Annotated in this window: 14 protein-coding genes; 7 read left to right on the top strand and 7 right to left on the bottom strand. The window is 69.3% G+C overall.

Annotated elements, in window-relative coordinates; genetic code table 11:
• Positions 1 to 129: 129 nt before the first annotated feature.
• The 5 genes from LV475_RS05910 (at position 130) to LV475_RS05930 (ending at position 6,099) form a co-directional block, all read left to right on the top strand.
• Positions 130 to 1,632: a glycoside hydrolase 100 family protein gene (locus LV475_RS05910; RefSeq protein WP_136867989.1), complete on the top strand. Its 1,503-nt coding sequence runs from the start codon at positions 130 to 132 to the stop codon at positions 1,630 to 1,632.
• A gap of 4 nt (positions 1,633 to 1,636) precedes the next feature.
• Positions 1,637 to 3,820 (top strand): HAD family hydrolase, encoded by a 2,184-nt coding sequence (locus tag LV475_RS05915; protein ID WP_136867990.1) that lies wholly within the window; start codon positions 1,637 to 1,639, stop codon positions 3,818 to 3,820.
• Positions 3,817 to 4,704 carry an HAD-IIB family hydrolase gene (locus LV475_RS05920; protein WP_136867991.1) on the top strand — a complete coding sequence of 296 codons (888 nt, stop codon included), beginning with the start codon at positions 3,817 to 3,819 and terminating at the stop codon, positions 4,702 to 4,704. Before LV475_RS05915 ends, LV475_RS05920 begins: the two co-directional genes overlap by 4 nt.
• Complete coding sequence (locus LV475_RS05925; protein ID WP_169303688.1) at positions 4,701 to 5,531, top strand: M90 family metallopeptidase; 831 nt, start codon at positions 4,701 to 4,703, stop codon at positions 5,529 to 5,531. The genes LV475_RS05920 and LV475_RS05925 overlap by 4 nt, the downstream gene beginning before the upstream one ends.
• Positions 5,532 to 5,601: 70 nt before the next feature.
• Positions 5,602 to 6,099: a bacterioferritin gene (locus tag LV475_RS05930; RefSeq protein ID WP_136867993.1), complete on the top strand. Its 498-nt coding sequence runs from the start codon at positions 5,602 to 5,604 to the stop codon at positions 6,097 to 6,099.
• A gap of 102 nt (positions 6,100 to 6,201) precedes the next feature.
• On the opposite strand, the gene LV475_RS05935 is transcribed toward LV475_RS05930, so the two are convergent.
• Both LV475_RS05935 and LV475_RS05940 read right to left on the bottom strand, forming a co-directional pair.
• Entirely contained in the window at positions 6,202 to 6,858 is a 657-nt protein-coding gene (locus LV475_RS05935; protein ID WP_136868042.1) for an esterase/lipase family protein, read from the bottom strand.
• A gap of 19 nt (positions 6,859 to 6,877) precedes the next feature.
• Entirely contained in the window at positions 6,878 to 7,582 is a 705-nt protein-coding gene (locus LV475_RS05940; RefSeq protein ID WP_136868041.1) for a VIT1/CCC1 transporter family protein, read from the bottom strand.
• A 211-nt stretch (positions 7,583 to 7,793) separates the two neighbouring features.
• Here LV475_RS05940 and LV475_RS05945 point away from each other — a divergent pair, with 211 nt between their 5' ends.
• Positions 7,794 to 9,734: a RelA/SpoT family protein gene (locus LV475_RS05945; protein WP_250105929.1), complete on the top strand. Its 1,941-nt coding sequence runs from the start codon at positions 7,794 to 7,796 to the stop codon at positions 9,732 to 9,734.
• 37 nt (positions 9,735 to 9,771) lie between these two features.
• Complete coding sequence (locus LV475_RS05950) at positions 9,772 to 10,962, top strand: glycosyltransferase (RefSeq protein ID WP_136868000.1); 1,191 nt, start codon at positions 9,772 to 9,774, stop codon at positions 10,960 to 10,962.
• Positions 10,963 to 11,002: 40 nt separating this feature from the next.
• Here the strand turns inward: LV475_RS05950 and modC are convergent, their stop codons facing one another.
• The 5 genes from modC to LV475_RS05975 all read right to left on the bottom strand — a co-directional run bounded on the left by modC (position 11,003) and on the right by LV475_RS05975 (position 15,995).
• Complete coding sequence (gene modC / locus LV475_RS05955) at positions 11,003 to 12,100, bottom strand: molybdenum ABC transporter ATP-binding protein (RefSeq protein WP_250105930.1); 1,098 nt, start codon at positions 12,098 to 12,100, stop codon at positions 11,003 to 11,005.
• 4 nt (positions 12,101 to 12,104) lie between these two features.
• Entirely contained in the window at positions 12,105 to 12,797 is a 693-nt protein-coding gene (gene modB, locus LV475_RS05960) for a molybdate ABC transporter permease subunit (RefSeq protein WP_136867998.1), read from the bottom strand.
• Positions 12,798 to 12,821: 24 nt separating this feature from the next.
• Positions 12,822 to 13,586, bottom strand: coding sequence for a molybdate ABC transporter substrate-binding protein (gene modA, locus LV475_RS05965; RefSeq protein WP_136867997.1), 765 nt, complete (start codon positions 13,584 to 13,586; stop codon positions 12,822 to 12,824).
• Between the two features lie 84 nt (positions 13,587 to 13,670).
• Positions 13,671 to 14,474, bottom strand: a complete 804-nt coding sequence (locus LV475_RS05970) for a TOBE domain-containing protein (protein WP_136867996.1) — start codon at positions 14,472 to 14,474, stop codon at positions 13,671 to 13,673.
• A 69-nt stretch (positions 14,475 to 14,543) separates the two neighbouring features.
• Positions 14,544 to 15,995: a cryptochrome/photolyase family protein gene (locus LV475_RS05975; protein ID WP_136867995.1), complete on the bottom strand. Its 1,452-nt coding sequence runs from the start codon at positions 15,993 to 15,995 to the stop codon at positions 14,544 to 14,546.
• Positions 15,996 to 16,000: the final 5 nt, after the last annotated feature.

Here is a 16,000-nt window from a genome sequence, read left to right on the forward strand (position 1 = left end):
GACGGGCAACGACGGCCAGCGCCGGACCGGACCACGCCCCGGGCCGGCCTGTGCTAAGTTTTTGATTGCTGCCCGGGCGCTCGCCGCGCCCGCGGATCATTCCATCGTGATCGCACCGAAGGACCCCGGATGAACGAGCGTCCGTCATCGAGTCGTGCCACCGAGCCGCTGCATGCCTCGCGTCACTGCTTCGCCCAACCCCGGTTTGCCGACGAGTCGGCGGTGCTGGCCGATGCCTACCGCCTGCTCGACGACGCGGTGATCCGCTACCAGGGCCACCCGGTCGGCACCATGGCCAGCCTCGACCCGCGTGCCCCGGCGGAGAACTACCGCGACTGCTTTGTGCGCGACTTCGTCTCGGCGGCGTTCCTGATGCTGCTGGAGGGGCGCTCGGACGTCGTGCGCGAGTTCCTCGCCATGATCCTGCGCATGCGCGGTCAGCAGGAAGAGCTCGAGGGCCAGCAGGTCGCTCCGGGCGTGCTGCCGGCCTCGTTCCGCGTGGTCACCCTCGACGACGGCAGCGAGCAGCTCTCGGCCGACTTCGGCGACCGGGCGATCGGCCGCGTCGCGCCGGTGGACTCGATGATGTGGTGGGCGGTGCTGCTGCGCGCCTACGTGCGCTTCACCGGCGACACGGCGTTCGCCCACACCCCCGAGGTCCAGCGTGGGCTGCGCATGATCCTGAGCCTGTGCCTGCAGAGCCGCTTCGAGGTCTTCCCCACGCTGCTGGTGCCCGACGGCTCGTTCATGATCGACCGGCGCATGGGCGTCAACGGCCATCCGCTCGAGATCCAGGCGTTGTTCGACATGACCCTGCGCGCGGCCGACCTGCTGACCATCGACGAGGGCAGCCACTGGCTGATCGACCTGGCCCGGCGTCGTCGGGGCGTGCTGCGCGACTACGTGCGCCGCTACTACTGGCTGGACCTCGACGTGCTCAACGAGGTGCATCGCTTCTCCACCGAGAAGTTCGGTCACGACGTCGACAACGTCTTCAATATCTACCCCGAGTCGATCCCCGAGTGGGTCGCCGACTGGCTGCCCGACGACGGCGGTTACTTCGTCGGCAACCTCGGCCCGGGGCGGATCGATTTCCGTTTTTTCTCGCAGGGCAATTTCCTGGCGACGACCACGGGGCTGGCGACCGCCGAGCAGGGCGGCCTGTTGATGCACACCGTGACCGAGCGCTGGGACGACCTCGTCGGGCAGATGCCGGTCAAGCTGGTGTACCCGCCGGTGCGCGGTGCCGAGTGGCGGCTGATGACCGGCTCGGACCCCAAGAACGTGCCCTGGTCGTACCACAACGGCGGCAACTGGCCGGTACTGGTCTGGCCGATGGTGGCCGCTGCCCTGGTGGCCGACCGCCAGGACCTGGGCGAGCGTGCCTTCCGTGTCGCCGAGCGCCGCCTGATGGCCGACAACTGGCCCGAATACTACGACGGTCGGCACGGTCGGTTGATCGGCCGGCGGGCCAACCTGCACCAGGTCTGGAGTGCCACCGGCCTGCTGCTGGCGCGCCACCTGCTGGCCGACCCCGGTCGTCTGGTGGAGCTGGCGCTGACCGAGGACGAAGACAGTGCCCCCGGCAACGGACGCGGCGGGTCGGCACAACGAGAACAGGGAGACGACTGACGCCATGACGAAAACGGGAGGTCGAGACGGACTGTATATCTGCCTGGTCAGCGTGCACGGGCTGATCCGCGGCGAGAACCTCGAACTGGGGCGTGATGCCGACACCGGCGGGCAGACCCTCTACGTGGTCGAACTGGCCCGCGCGCTGGCCCGGCGCCCGGAGGTCGCGCGGGTCGACTTGTTCACGCGCCGGGTGGTCGATCCGCGCGTGGACGCCGACTACGCCCAGCCCGAGGAAGACCTGGGCGACAACGCCCACATCATCCGCATCGACGCCGGCCCGGAGGAATACCTGCCCAAGGAACGGCTGTGGGACTACCTCAACTGCTTCGTCGACGGGGCGCTGGCGCATATCGACCAACTGGGCGTCACGCCGGCGCTGATCCACAGCCATTACGCCGATGCCGGCTACGTCGGCGTGCGCCTGGCCCATCACCTCGGGGTGCCGCTGGCGCATACCGGCCACTCGCTGGGACGCGTCAAGCGTCGCCGGCTGCTGGCGCGCGGCGAGAGCAGCGCGACCATCGAGTCGACCTACGCCATGTCCACCCGCATTCGCGCCGAGGAAGAGGTGCTGCTCGCCGCGGACCTGGTGGTGGTCAGCACCGGCCAGGAGATCGAGGAGCAGTACGGACTCTACGACTGGGCCGACCCGGAGAAGATGACGGTGATCCCGCCGGGCGTGAACCTCGAGCGGTTCACGCCGCCGCCCGAGCAGTTCGCCCCGCCCATCTGCGACGAGCTCAAGCGGTTCCTGCGCGAGCCCGAACGGCCGATGGTGCTGGCGCTGTCGCGCCCCGACGAGCGCAAGAACATCGCCACCCTGATCGAGGCCTTCGGCGCCCACCCCGAACTGCGCCAGCAGGCGAACCTCGTGGTCATCGCCGGCAACCGCGACGACATCCGCGACATGGATGCCGGGCCGCGCAAGGTGCTCACCGATATCCTGTTGCTGATCGACTACCACGATCTCTATGGCGTGGCCGCCTACCCGCGCCACCACCAGTCCGACGACGTGCCCGACCTCTACCGGCTGGTGACCCGCAGCGGCGGGGTGTTCATCAACCCGGCGCTGACCGAGCCGTTCGGCCTGACGCTGATCGAGGCGGCCGCCGCCGGTGCGCCCATCCTGGCGACCGAGGATGGCGGTCCGCGCGACATCATCGCCGCCTGCGAGAACGGCGAGCTGATCGATCCGCTGGATGCCGAGGGCATCGGCGAGCGGATCGCCGCGTTGCTGGGCGATCGCGAGCGCTGGCGACGCTACTCGGAAAACGGCATTCGTCGCGTGCGCGAGTGCTATTCCTGGGATGCCCACGTCGAAAGCTACCTCGAGCGCGTGGCCGGCCTGTTCGAGGGCGAGGCCCGTGCCGTGCGTCCGAGCCTGCCGGACCACGTGCTCACCCAGGTCGATCGGGCGCTGGTGGTCGAGCTGGCCGCCCTGGGCGATTCCACCGATGCGGCGATGCGCCGTCGGCTGGTCGAGACCCTGCGCGCCCATCGCCGCCAGGCGGGTTTCGCGGTGGTCTCCGACCGGCCGCGCCGCGAGGTGCTCGCCGCGCTCAAGGAACTGGGCGTGCCCACGCCCGACGTGCTGATCACCCGTGGCGGCACGCAGATCCACTATGGCCCGCGCCTGTCGCGCGACGAGGGCTGGAGTCGTCACATCGGCTACGCCTGGCAGCCGGATCGCGTCTACAACCTGCTGGCCCAGACGCCCGGCGTGGAGCTGCGTTCGCGCGCCGTGCAGGGGGTGCACGCCGTGCATGCCTTCATCGCCGACACCGATGCCTTTCCGGGTTTCGAGGCGCTGGAGAACCAGCTGCACCAGCTCGACATCCACGCCAACCTGGTGCGCCTGTCGCGCAACGAGCTGCTCGCCATGCCGGTGCGTGCCTCCAAGGGCTTCGCGCTGCGCTACTTCGCCACCCAGTGGGGCATCGCTCTCGATCATCTGCTGGTCGCCGGCGGGGTGGCCACCGACGAGGACATGCTGCGCGGCAACCCGCTCGGCGCGGTGGTCACCGCCGACGGGGCGCAGGAGCTGCCCGGCCTGACCGATCTCGACCGGGTGATCTTCACCCGGGCCCAAGGGCCGGGCGGCGTGCTCGAGGCCATCGAGCACTACGATTTCTTCGGCGCCTGCGCCCTGCCCGCGGAGTCGCCGAATGACGGGGTGGCATCATGAGCGAACTTGCCCCCGTCCTGCTGTGCTGCGACCTCGATCGCACCCTGATCCCCAACGGTCGGGCGGAGGAATCCCCCGATGCGCGTCCGCGGCTGGCCCGCTTCTGCGCCCACCCGGCGGTGCAACTGGTGTTCGTCTCGGGACGGGACCTGCAGCTGGTGCTCGACGGCGTCGACGAGTGGTCCCTGCCGCAGCCGGACTACATCATCGGCGACGTCGGCACCACCATCTACGCGCCGCGCTCGCAGGCGGGCCACGGTGATGGCGACTGGATCCACTGGCCGGCCTGGACCGACCAGATCGCCCCGGACTGGAACGGGCTGACCCACGACGACGTCACCGACATGTTCGCCGACATCTCCGCCATTCGCCCGCAAGAAGCGGCCAAGCAGGGGGCGTTCAAGGCGAGCTACTACGTCGACCGGCAGGCGAACCAGGAGGTGCTCGACGCCGAGCTGCACGGCCGCCTGTGGCGCAATGGCGTGGATGCCCGACTGGTCTGGTCGCTGGACGAGGCGGCCGACGTGTTGCTGCTCGACGTGCTGCCGACCAGCGCCAGCAAGCTCCACGCGATCGAATTCCTGATCCACCATCTCGCCTTCGACGAGCACCGCGCGATGTTCGCCGGGGACTCGGGCAACGACCTGCATGCCCTGGGCAGCCACATCAACGGTGTGCTGGTCGCCAACGCCGACCTGGCGGTCAAGGCGCGTGCCCGGGAACTGGTGCGTGCCGGCGCGCTGGAGGACACGCTCTATCTGGCGCAGGGCGGACTGTTCGGCATGAACGGCAATTACGCCGCCGGCGTGCTCGAGGGCCTGGTGCACTTTCTTCCCGAAACCCGGGAGCAGATGTGCCTGTCGACCGACGAGGCCCCGAGTTGAGGTCCGGGCGGAGGCCCTGGTGGTCACCGGGGCAATGGCTGGCCCGCCTGTTCGGCGCGCAAGCCGGCGAGATCGAGATCCCGCCCGCGGCGTGGCGGCGTGTCTGCGACGACCAACCCGAGCTGGCGATGCTGTCGACCGACGAGCGCGACCGGTTGCGATCGCTGGCCGCGCAATTCCTTGGCGGTCGACCGTTCTACGCCGGCGGGGCATTCGAGCTCACGGACGCGATGCAGCTGCGCATCGCGGCACTCGCCTGCCTGCCGGTCCTCGAGCTGGGACTGACGTGGCTGGACGCGATCCGATCGGTGATCGTCTACCCGGATGCCTTCGAGGTCGACCACGAGGAAGTCGACGAGAGCGGCGTGGTCCACGAGGTGCGCGACCTGCGCGCCGGGGAGGCCTGGTCGCACGGCACGCTGGTGCTCTCCTGGGCCGATATCGAGGCCGGCCGCGACCCCGACTTGGCCATGAGCGTGGTGATCCACGAGGTGGCGCACTTCATCGACGGGGCCAATGGCGCGGAGAACGGCTTCCCGCCGTTGGGCAAGGGGCACGACCGCGCCCGCTGGACGCAGGACTTCCAGGCGGCCTTCGACCGGCTCAACCGCGAGGTCGAGGCCGGGCATGAGCCGGTGATCGACCCCTACGCGGCCACCAACCCCGCCGAGTTCTTTGCCGTGCTCAGCGAGTATTTCTTCCGGCTGCCCGAGGAACTGTGGCAGGCCGAGGCCGGCCTCTACGCGCACCTGTCGCGTTTCTATGGCCAGGACCCGCGGGCGCGGCTCGTTGCGGTGTCGGCTGGCAAAATCGCTGCAGACGTCTAAGGTCATGCACAGGCCCGGCGCGCAAGACGCCGGATGAGGTTTCCACTCAATTCACGGAGGGCTACCACCCATGTGTGCAGCCAAGGCGAAGAAAGGTCAGAAGACGCTCGACAATCTCCAGCAGGCACTCTCAATGGAGCTCACGGCGGTGCATCAGTACATGCTGCACGCCCACGTGCTCGAGGACTGGGGTCTGGATCGGCTGTCGAAGAAGATGCACGGCGAGGTCCAGGAAGAATTGGGCCATGCCAGCCAGTTCATCGACCGGATCCTGTTCCTGGACGGCGACCCGGTGGTGACCGAGGCGAAGTCGGCCAAGCGCTCGAACTCGCTGGGTGACATGTTCAAGGCCGATCTGAAAGAGGAGCTGGCCTCGATCCAGTTCTACGGCAAGGCCGCGATCGAGGCGCGCGACGAGGGCGACGTGGGTACGGTCCACATCTTCGAGGAGATCCTGATGGATGAGGAAGGGCATGCCGACTGGCTCAAGCGTCAGCTCGAACTGATCGAGCGTATGGGTGAGCCGAATTACATCCTCGCCTACCACACACCGGATACCGGCGAGTAAGGTGACGGTGCCTGCCTGATAGCGCCCGAGAGTTGGCGCTTTCCCCTACTGGATGAGGCAGGCCGGGCCGACCCCGAGGGGGCGGCCTTTTTTATGCCCGTCTCACCGGTCGGTGGCGGCCGCGTCGGTAACGGAGAGGTGATCGATGGCCAGTTGCGCGACCTGACCCGACCAGAGCAGGGCGAAATGATTTACCGGCACCCGGCGGTGCGCGGCAAGGCGCTCCACGCGGGTCTCGGCGACGGCCACGGTGCCGTCGTTGGGGATGTCGAGTTCGCCGGGGAGCAATCGCCCCGGGCCGATTGGGCGGTCGCCGGCCAGCATGAGGGTGTTCGGGGCGGTCCAGTCAGGCGGGTCACCGGCCAGGCCGTCGACGAGGCTGCCATCGAGCAGCCATCGCCCCACTCGGGTCTCGCCCAGTCGGCGGGCCACCCCGCTGCCGGCCAGTGGCGAGCCCAGCAGCACCACGCGCGTGGCCGGTGAGCGCGCCTCGGGGTGTCGGGCGAACAGGTGGGCCAGCACCAGGCCGCCCAGGCTGTGGGCGAGGAAATGGAGGGGTGGGTCGGGCTGGTCGGCCAGCCAGCGGGCGAGGCGCTCGGCGTTATCGGCCGGCCTCGCGCGCGACGGGTAGCCGAAATGGACCGGGTGGAAGCCGGCGCGCCTGAGCCGGTGGGCGAGTGGCCACATCGCCCAGCGACCCATCCACAGCCCGTGCAGCAGTACCACGCGCGGGCCGGGCGTCACCGGTTTTTTGGCCACCCGGGCCACCGGGGCGGTGTCAGGAAAGACCGGAGAGCAACTGGCCGACCAGCGCGGTGACGCCCATGGTTGCCGCGCCCCAGAACGCGGTGCGGAAACCGCCGAGCATCATCGAGGCCCCGCCGGTGCGCGAGCTCAAGGCGCCGAGCACGGCCAGCACCAGCAGGGTGAGCGGCACGGTAAGCATCATCATGCGCTCGGCGGGCACGATCAGCGCCACCAGTAGCGGCAGGGCGGCACCGGCGGCGAACGAGGCGGCCAGCGGAATGGCGGCGAGCAACGGCCGGGTGTCGGTGATCTGGTGCAGGCCCATTTCCTCGCGGGCATGCGCGCCGAGCGCATCGTGCGCCATCATCTGGCGGGCGACCGTCTCGGCCGTCTGTGCATCCACGCCGCGTTCGACGTAGATGTCGCGCAGCTCGCCCAGCTCGTGCTCGAAGTTGATTTCCAGCTCGCGCGCCTCCATGTCCAGGTCCGCCTTTTCCGTGTCCTGGCGCAGGCGCAGGGCGACGTGCTGACCGGCGGCCAGGGCCAATGCCCCGGCGACCAGGGCGATCACCGCGGCATGCAGCACCTCGGCGGGTGGCAGGCCGCTAGCCAGCAGGCCGGCGATCAGGCTGGACAGGGCAACCAACCCGGCGATCGCCCCCAGTACGGCGGCCCGGACGCTGCGGTAGCGGTTGAGACGGTGATGTTCCCCGTGAAGGTCGGGCCGTTTGGTCATGCCTGTCTCCCTGTGCCTGACCGGCCGATCGGCCGGGTGGTAATCTGAACGTGGCGGCGGTCACGCGATGGCGTGCCGTAAGCACAGACCGGATAGTGCCACGGCCCCGACGGCAACCCAACCGGCGTGTGCCCCGCCGCCGGGTGGCCCGGGGCAGGTCGCCCGAGAATATCCTCCAGGAACGCATTCCAGCCGAGACCCAGCAACCCGCATGCAGCACCCGCTCGACATCAACCCGGACCACCTTTGCCAACGCCTGCAGCAGGCGCTCGACGGCATGGGCGAGCGTGTCGGTCCCGACCTGGCGCTGGCCGTCGAACGGTTGTGCCAGTCGGTCGCGAACGACTCACCTGCCGCCGTCGGCCCGCGGGTCGCCGTCGCCTTGGCCGATGTCCAGGCCGACCTCGCTACCCTGGTGGCCGCCTTGCTGGCCGATCCGGCACTGGACGACGCCCCGGGCGAGGACAATGCCGCCGCCTTCATCGCGCCACGATTGGGGCGACAGGAGTACCGGGGCGTGCAGCGCCTGCTCGGGGCGATCGAGCGATTGCGTGGCTGGGAAACGCGCTACCCCGAGCCGCAGGACGAGGGGCAGCGCGAGTACTGGCGCCGCCTGCTGCTCGCCGGCGCGCGGGATGCCCGGGCGGTGCTGATCGATCTGGCCTACCGGCTGGAAGGAATGCGGGCGCTCGGCGAGGAACCCGACGAGGCGCGGCGCCGGCGGTTTGCCGGCATGACGCTGGCCGTCCATGCGCCGATCGCCCATCGGCTCGGCCTCGGTCAGATCAAGTGGGAGCTCGAGGACCTGGCTTTCCGCCATCTCGAACCGAACACCTACGTCGAGATCGCCGGCCTGCTCGACGAGCGTCGCACCAGCCGCGAGTCGTACCTGGTCCAGGTCGAGCAGAAACTGAACCACGCCCTGCTCCAGGCGGGCATCCGCGCCGAGGTCTACGGGCGGCCCAAGCATATCTACAGCATCTGGGGGAAGATGCGCCGCAAGCAGCTCTCCTTCGAGGAGCTGTTCGACGTGCGCGCGCTGCGGGTGCAGGTCGATTCGGTCACCGACTGCTACGCCGCGCTCTCGGTGGTCCACGAGCTGTTCCGCCCCATCCCGAGCGAATACGACGATTACATCGCCCGGCCCAAGCCCAACGGCTACCAGTCGCTGCACACGGCCGTCGAGGCCGACGAGGGCAAGGTGGTCGAGATCCAGATCCGCACCGAGCGCATGCACGCCTTCGCCGAGTTCGGCGTCGCCGCCCACTGGCGCTACAAGGGCGGCGGTGGCGGCGAAAACCCCTTCGACATGCAGGTCGAATCGCTGCGCCGTGGCCTGTCGCGTGGCGAGATCCGGCCACTGGCCGCGCCAATGGTGTATGCCTTCACGCCGAATGGCGAGTTGGTGGAGCTGCCGGCGGGGGCGACGGTGCTCGATTTTGCCTATCGCATCCACACCCACCTGGGGCACCGCTGTCGCGGGGCGAAGGTCAACGGCCAGATCGCGCCCCTCAAGACCGAGGTGGCCAATGGCGACACGGTCGAGGTGCTGACCCACAAGGAGCCGGCGCCCAGCCGCGAGTGGGCGCACGCCAAGAGCGGCTTTCTGCGCTCGGCGAGCTCCCGGGCGAAGGTGCGCAACTGGTTCGCGCAGTTCGATCGCGAGGATGCCCGCGAACGCGGGCGCCTGATCTGCGAACGGCTGTACCGGCGCTTTTCCATGGACGCCCCCGCCCGCCGGCAGTTGCTCGAGGCACTGGGCGTGAACAGCGACGACCAGCTGTTCCTGGCCGTGGGGCATCACCGCATCGCCCCGGAGACGCTGCAGGCCGCCGCCCGCGGCCAGTTGGGCGCGGCGGCGGACCGCTCCGCGCGCCCGCCGCGCGAGGAGCCGGCCGCAGGCGAGCCGTTGCCCGAGCCGCCGGGCGGGCGCAGCCTCGTCATCGAGAACCAGTCGATCGACGGGCTCAAGGTCATCCCGGCCAAGTGCTGCAACCCGCAACCGGGTGAACGGGTGATGGCGTTCCTGAGTCGCTCGCAGGGCTACAAGCTCCACCGCCCCGATTGTCGCAACCTCGCCCACCTGGCCGGCCAGTACCCGGAACGGGTGTTGCCGGTCGAGTGGCCAGGGGCCGAGGACCGCTCCGGCTGACAACAAACCGTCATGCGCGCGGGGTAGCGTGGCGCCAATGGAAAAGACACCTGTTTCCCCGCCGCTGCACCTGGCCGACGTCACCATGTTCTGGGGGCCGGCCTCGGGCGGCGTGCGCCGTTACCTCGAGGCCAAGCGCCACCACATCGCTGATTGCCCGGATTGCCAGCACAGCCTGCTGGTGCCCGGCCCGCATTCGGCGTGGTCGGCCGATGCCAATCAGTGGCTGCGCCAGTTGCCGGCCTGGCGCCTGCCCGCCGGCGATGGCTACCGGTTTCCCCTGCGCCCCGGTCCCTGGCGGGAGGCGTTGATCGAGCTGGCGCCCGATGCGATCGAGGCGGGCGATCCCTACGTCACCGCCCACGCCGCCCAGGCCGCGGCGAAACGACTGGGCGTGCCGGCGGTCGGCTTCTTCCATTCGGACCTCTCGCGCTTGCTCGCGCTGCGTTGCGGCGACTGGGTCCGGCCGCTGTCGGGGCGCTATCTGGGCCGGCTGTATCGCCGATTCGACTGGATGTTCGCCCCGAGCGACGTCATGGCCAGCCAGTTGGCCGACCTGGGCGTGCGCCATGTCAGCGTGCAGCGCCTGGGCGTGGATACCTCGATCTTCCGTCCCTCCGCGGTCCAGCCGGGACTGCGTGACGCGCTCGGGATCCCGCGCGATGCCCGCTTGCTGGTGTTCGCCGGGCGCAACACGCGCGAGAAGCACGTCGACCAGCTGGTCGCGTCGCTCGACGAGCTCGACGATCGTTACTACCTGTTGCTGATCGGCGCGGGCATGCCCGTCGGCAGCCATCCCCGTCTGCGCGTGGTCGATTACGTCGCCGACGAGCACACGCTGGCCGCCTACCTCGCATCGGCGGACGCCTTGCTGCATGCCGGCGATGCCGAGACCTTCGGCCTGGTGATCCTCGAGGCGATGGCCTGCGGCCTGCCGGTGGTCGGCGTGGATGCCGGGGCCACGCCCGAGCTGGTCGACGAGACGGTGGGCGAGCTGGTGCCGCAGGCGCGGGCCGCGGCACTCGCGCGGGGCGTGACGCGCCTGTTCGACCGCGACTGGCTGACCGCCGGCGCCGCCGCGCGCCGACGGGCCGTGCGTCACTACGGCTGGGGGCCGCAGCTCGATCGGCAATTGCTGAGGATGGGCCAGCTCTGCCGCGAGGGGCGGGTCAGCGACGACATTGGCCGCGAGGCATCGTGGCCAGGGAAGGGCTCGGTTTCCGCCTGATCGGGCCACGCGGGCCCGCGGTCGTGTCGCTCGGCCCGGATTACCTCGCCAATGCCGCGCTCTTGACCAGGGCGATCACGGCCTGGCCGGCATCCAGCCCCATGTCGGCCACGGCGCGGTCGGTGACCTCGCTGACCAGCCGCTGACCGTCCTCCAGGGTGAGGAACACGGCCCGGCGGCCCGGGGCGCTGGTGTCGATCCGTTCGATCCGGGCCGGGAGCTGGTTCTGCATCGAGATGTTGTCGAGTCGCTTCCGGGCCAGTGCCACGTCGTCGGCGCGCACGCGCAGACGACGTGGGCCGTGCTCGGTCGTCGAGCCGTCCGCGCCCAGTTGAAAGGTGACCGGCTGGCCGGTGCCCGTTTGGGGTGTGGTGACGAAGCGCAGGCGATGCGGGTCGCCGTCGACGTGCTCCACGTGCCCGTCGAGCGAGGCGACCGGGCCTTCCTCGGTGAACAGCGGCGAGTCGACCCGCCCGAGCGCCTCCTTCAATGTCTCGACCCGCTCGACGCGCCCCTCGCTCATGAACACCACCCGGTCGGCGAGGCGCTCCACCTCCGCCGGGGCGTGGGTGATAATCACCGTGGGAATGCCGAAATCGCGGATCACCGTCTCGAACAGGTCCAGGAGCTCTGCCTTGGCGCGCCAGTCGAGCGCGGCTAGCGGCTCGTCCATCATCAGCACGCGGGGTTTGCCGATCAGGGCCCGGGCGATGGCGATGCGCTGGCGCTCGCCGCCGGAGAGCTTGCCCACCGCCCGGTCGAGCAGCGGGCCGAGGCCGGTGCGTTCGATGATCTGGTCGCGGTCGATCGCCGCCCCCCGGTCCGCTGGGGCGCGTCTGGCGGCGAAGTCCAGATTGCCGCGCACGGTGCGGTGGGCGAGTAGGGCGGCATGCTGGAAGACCATGCCGATGTCGCGCTGCTCGGCTGGCAGGGCGTGCCGGCCGTCCTGCCAGGTCTCGTCGTGAAAGCGCAGCTGTCCGCGCGTCTGCCGGTCCAGGCCGGCCATCGCGCGCAGCAATGTGCTCTTGCCCGATCCCGAGCGACCGAACAGCGCGGTCACGCCGTCGGAGTCGAAGGCGAAGTCGCCGGAGGCCATGCGGAACTCGCCGACGGTCAGTGTGAGGTTGCCTGCGAACATGCCCCTACCCCAGTCGTGCCGAAAACCGGCGGTTGATCAGGTACACGCCCACCAGCGTGGCGAAGGAGAAGATCACCATTACCGCCGAGAGCAGGTGGGCCTGGGCGTACTCGAACGACTCGACGTGGTCGAAGATCGCGATCGAGACCATGCGCGTCTGCCCCTCGATGTTCCCACCGACCATCAGCACCACGCCGAACTCGCCCACGGTGTGGGCGAAGGTGAGCACCGAGCCCACCAGCAGGCCCTGGCGCGACAGCGGCAGGATCACCGTGAAGAACCGGTCGAGAAAGCCCGCGCGCATCAGCCGGGCGGCATCCAGGACCTCCTCCGAGAGCCCCTGGAAGGCGGACATCATCGGCTGGACCATGAATGGCAACGAGAACAGCACCGAGCCGATCACCAGCCCGGCGAAATTGAAGGTCAGCTGGCCATCGAAGCCGAACCGGCCCAGGAACTCGGTCAGCGGCCCGTTGGGGTTCATGGCGATGATCAGGTAGAAGCCCAGCACCGTCGGGGGCAGCACCAGCGGCAACGAGACCAGTGCCTCGAAGACCACCCGCCAGCGCGATCGCATGCGGGAAAGCCCCCAGGCGATCGGCACGCCGATGAGTAGCAGCAGGATGGTGGTCACCGCCGCGACCTGCAGGGTCAGCCAGATCGGATGGGTGTCGAGCGGGATGCCGAACAGGGTCATGGAAAGTCCTCGGGGAACGGTTCCTCAGGGCGTGTCGTAGCCGTACTTGGCGATGATCGCCGCGCCCGCGTCGCCGCGGACGAAGGTCAGGAAGTCATCGACCACCTCGGGGTGTTCGCTGCGGGTCAGCGCCACGGCACCCTGCTCGATCGGGTCGTAGTCCTCGGCCGGCGGCATCCAGGTGTGGCCTTTGCCCGCGACCGGGCTTTCCGGGTCCCGCAGCTGCGACAGGGCGACGAACCCCAGCTGGGCGTTGCCGGTGGTGACGAACTGGAAGGTCTGCGTGATGCTTTCACCGGTGGCGATCTTTCCCGCGTCTCGGTAGCGCTGGTAGAGGCCGCGCTTTTCCAGCACCTGCTGCGCGGCCAGTCCATAGGGCGCGGCCTTGGGGTTGGCGGCCGCCAGATAGCGGAAGTCGCCGTCGGCCAGGATTGCTTCGGCGCGCTCGTCGACCGGCAGGTCCAGGCTGAACAGGGCGAGTTGTCCCCGGGCGTAGACGAAGAAGTCCCGCGCGTCACCGGCCTCGACCAGGAGCTCGGGGCGATCCGTGTCGGCAGAGAAATAGGCATCGAACGGCGCGCCGTTCTGGATCTGCGCGAGCAGCTTGCCCGATGGGCCGAAGGAGAACCGCACGTCGTGACCGCTCTTCGCTTCCCAGGCCGCGCCGATCTCCTCGGCCGCCTTGGTGAAGTTCGCGGCGACCGCCACGGTGATGGTCGCGGCCTGGACCGCCGTCGCGGTCAGCCAGCCGCTGGCGAGCAGGGTGGTCATCAGGGTCTTCTTCCACATCTCGAACTCCTTGTTTCGTTCTTCGATGAGTCGCTGGGTATATATCGGTGCGCAAGGCGAGATGCCGCGCGAGCGATTACGTCGCTACTCGTCCACGCCCAGGATGACGTGGCTGGCCTTGATCTGCGCACAGGTCTTGCCGCCCTCGCGCAGGCCCAGGGCAGTGACGCTCTCGTTGGTCACCACCGCGGTCAGCCGGGCGCCGCCGGGCAGGGCGATGGCCACCTCGCTGTTGACCGCGCCGGTCTCGATCCGCTCGACCGTGCCGCAGAGGTGGTTGCGCGCCGAGGTGCGCGAGGCGGCATCGGCCAGGATGACGAAGCTCGACTTGACCAGGGCGTGCACGTCACCGCCCTCGGCCAGCCCCATGTCCTCGACGCTCTGGCTGGTGATGACGGCGACCAGCTCGTCGCCGCCGTTCAATGCGACGACGACCTCGCTGTTGACCGTGCCCCGGGTGATCGCCTTCACCTTGCCGGCCAGATGGTTTCGGGCGCTTGTCTTCATGTTGATTCGCCTGATCAGGTCCAGTTGATCGGTGATCTGTTCGCGTTCGAACAGGGCGAGCATCTCGCGCTGCAGGCCGTCGAGCCGCCGCCAGGCGGCCAGCAGTTGCCGGCCCTCCTCGGTCAGTTCGGCGCCGCCGCCGCGACTGCCGCCATGGCGGGTGGCCACCAGTGGCCGGTCGGCGAGGTTGTTGATCGCGTCGATCGCGTCCCAGGCCGCCTTGTAGGTCATGCCGATCGCGCGGGCCGCGCCGCTGATCGAGCCGGTTTGCTCGAGCGCGGCCAGCAGCCGCAAGCGGCGGTCCGAGATCTCACCCGCGCCCAGCTTCAGGCCCAGCGAGCCAGTGAACGACGCGGTATGTTCTTTACTATATATCGACATATCGGCAGAGACAACGAGGGGTGGATGTCCCACATCTTACCCGTGAGGCGGCGCGTGGGCAGAGGCTCCTTAGCGCTGGTAGTCCTTGATCTGCTGGAAGGCCTCCAGCGCCCGTTCGCGCGAGGCCTTGAGATCGACGATCGGTTCGGGGTAGGTCTCGCCCAGCCTCACCCCGGCGCGTGCCAGCGTCTCCGGTTTCGCCTCCCAGGGCGCGTACAGGGCCTTGTCGGGCAGTTCGGCCAGCTCCGGCACCCAGCGACGGATGAAGGCGCCCTCGGGGTCGAACTTCTCGCCCTGCAGGACGGGGTTGAAGATGCGGAAGTAGGGGGCGGCATCCGCGCCGGTGCCCGCCACCCACTGCCAGCCGGCGGTGTTGCTGGGCAGATCCGCGTCGACCAGCGTGTCCATGAACCAGTCGGCGCCGATACGCCAGTCGACCAGGCAGTTCTTGGTCAGAAACGAGGCGACGATCATCCGCGCGCGATTGTGCATCCAGCCGGTCGCCCACAAGGCGCGCATGGCCGCGTCGACCACCGGGATGCCGGTCTTGCCGCGTTGCCAGGCCACGATGTGATCCGTGGCGTTGCGCCAGGGCAGGTGGTCGAAGCGGGCGTCGAGATTGTCGGTTTCGGTCCGCGGGAAGTGGTAGAGCAGATTGGCGCCGAACTCGCGCCAGCCGACCTCGCGCAGGAAGTGCTCCGGGCCCTTGTCGTCGAGGGCGTCCGGGTACTCGCTGCGCACCCGGGCGACGACCTGGCGCGGGGAGATCTCACCGAAGTGCAGGTGCGGCGAGAGCCGCGAGGTGCCGTCCAGGTCGAGCCGGTTGCGGGTCTCGTGGTAGCGCGAGACGTCGTCGAGGAATGACTCGAAACGATCCCAGGTACCCGCCTCGCCCGGCGTCCACCAGTCGGCAAAACCGTCGGCCCAGTCGAGTTGCGGCAGGAGCTCGAGCGAGTCGATCGGCTCGCTCGCGATGGCCTCGTCCACGGCTGGCAGTCGCTCGGGGTCGGACAGGACGGGTAGGTCGATGCCCTCGGCGAGCAGCGCCTTCCAGTAGGGGGTGAAGACCTTGTAGGGCGCGCCCTGCTTGTTGAGCACGTTCCAGGGCTCGTGCAGGTAGTTGCCGGCAAACGACTGGACGCTCAGGCCCTGCTCGCGTAGTGACTGCTTGACCGCCCGATCGGTGGCGATGCCGGCCGGTTCCAGTCGACGGTTCCAGTGCACGACGGTCGCGTCGGTCTCGGCGGCCAGCCGGGCCAGCACCTCGGCCGGCTCGCCGCGGCGCACGATCAGCCGACTGCCCCGTGCCCGAAGGTCGCGATCGAGCGCCTCGAGGCTGTGATGCAGCCACCAGCGGCTGGCCCCGCCCCGGAGAAAGCCGTCGCGGCCCTCCTCCGAGCCCTCCGGCGGTACGATATAGACGGGTATGATGTGCTCGGATGCCAGCGCGGCGTCGAGTGCCGGATTGTCGGCAAGGCGCAGATCCTGGCGGAACCAGACAAGGGTGGTCGATGTGGACATGGACG

Source organism: Guyparkeria hydrothermalis (genome assembly GCF_023555375.1).
In the GTDB taxonomy this organism is placed as follows: domain Bacteria; phylum Pseudomonadota; class Gammaproteobacteria; order Halothiobacillales; family Halothiobacillaceae; genus Guyparkeria; species Guyparkeria hydrothermalis.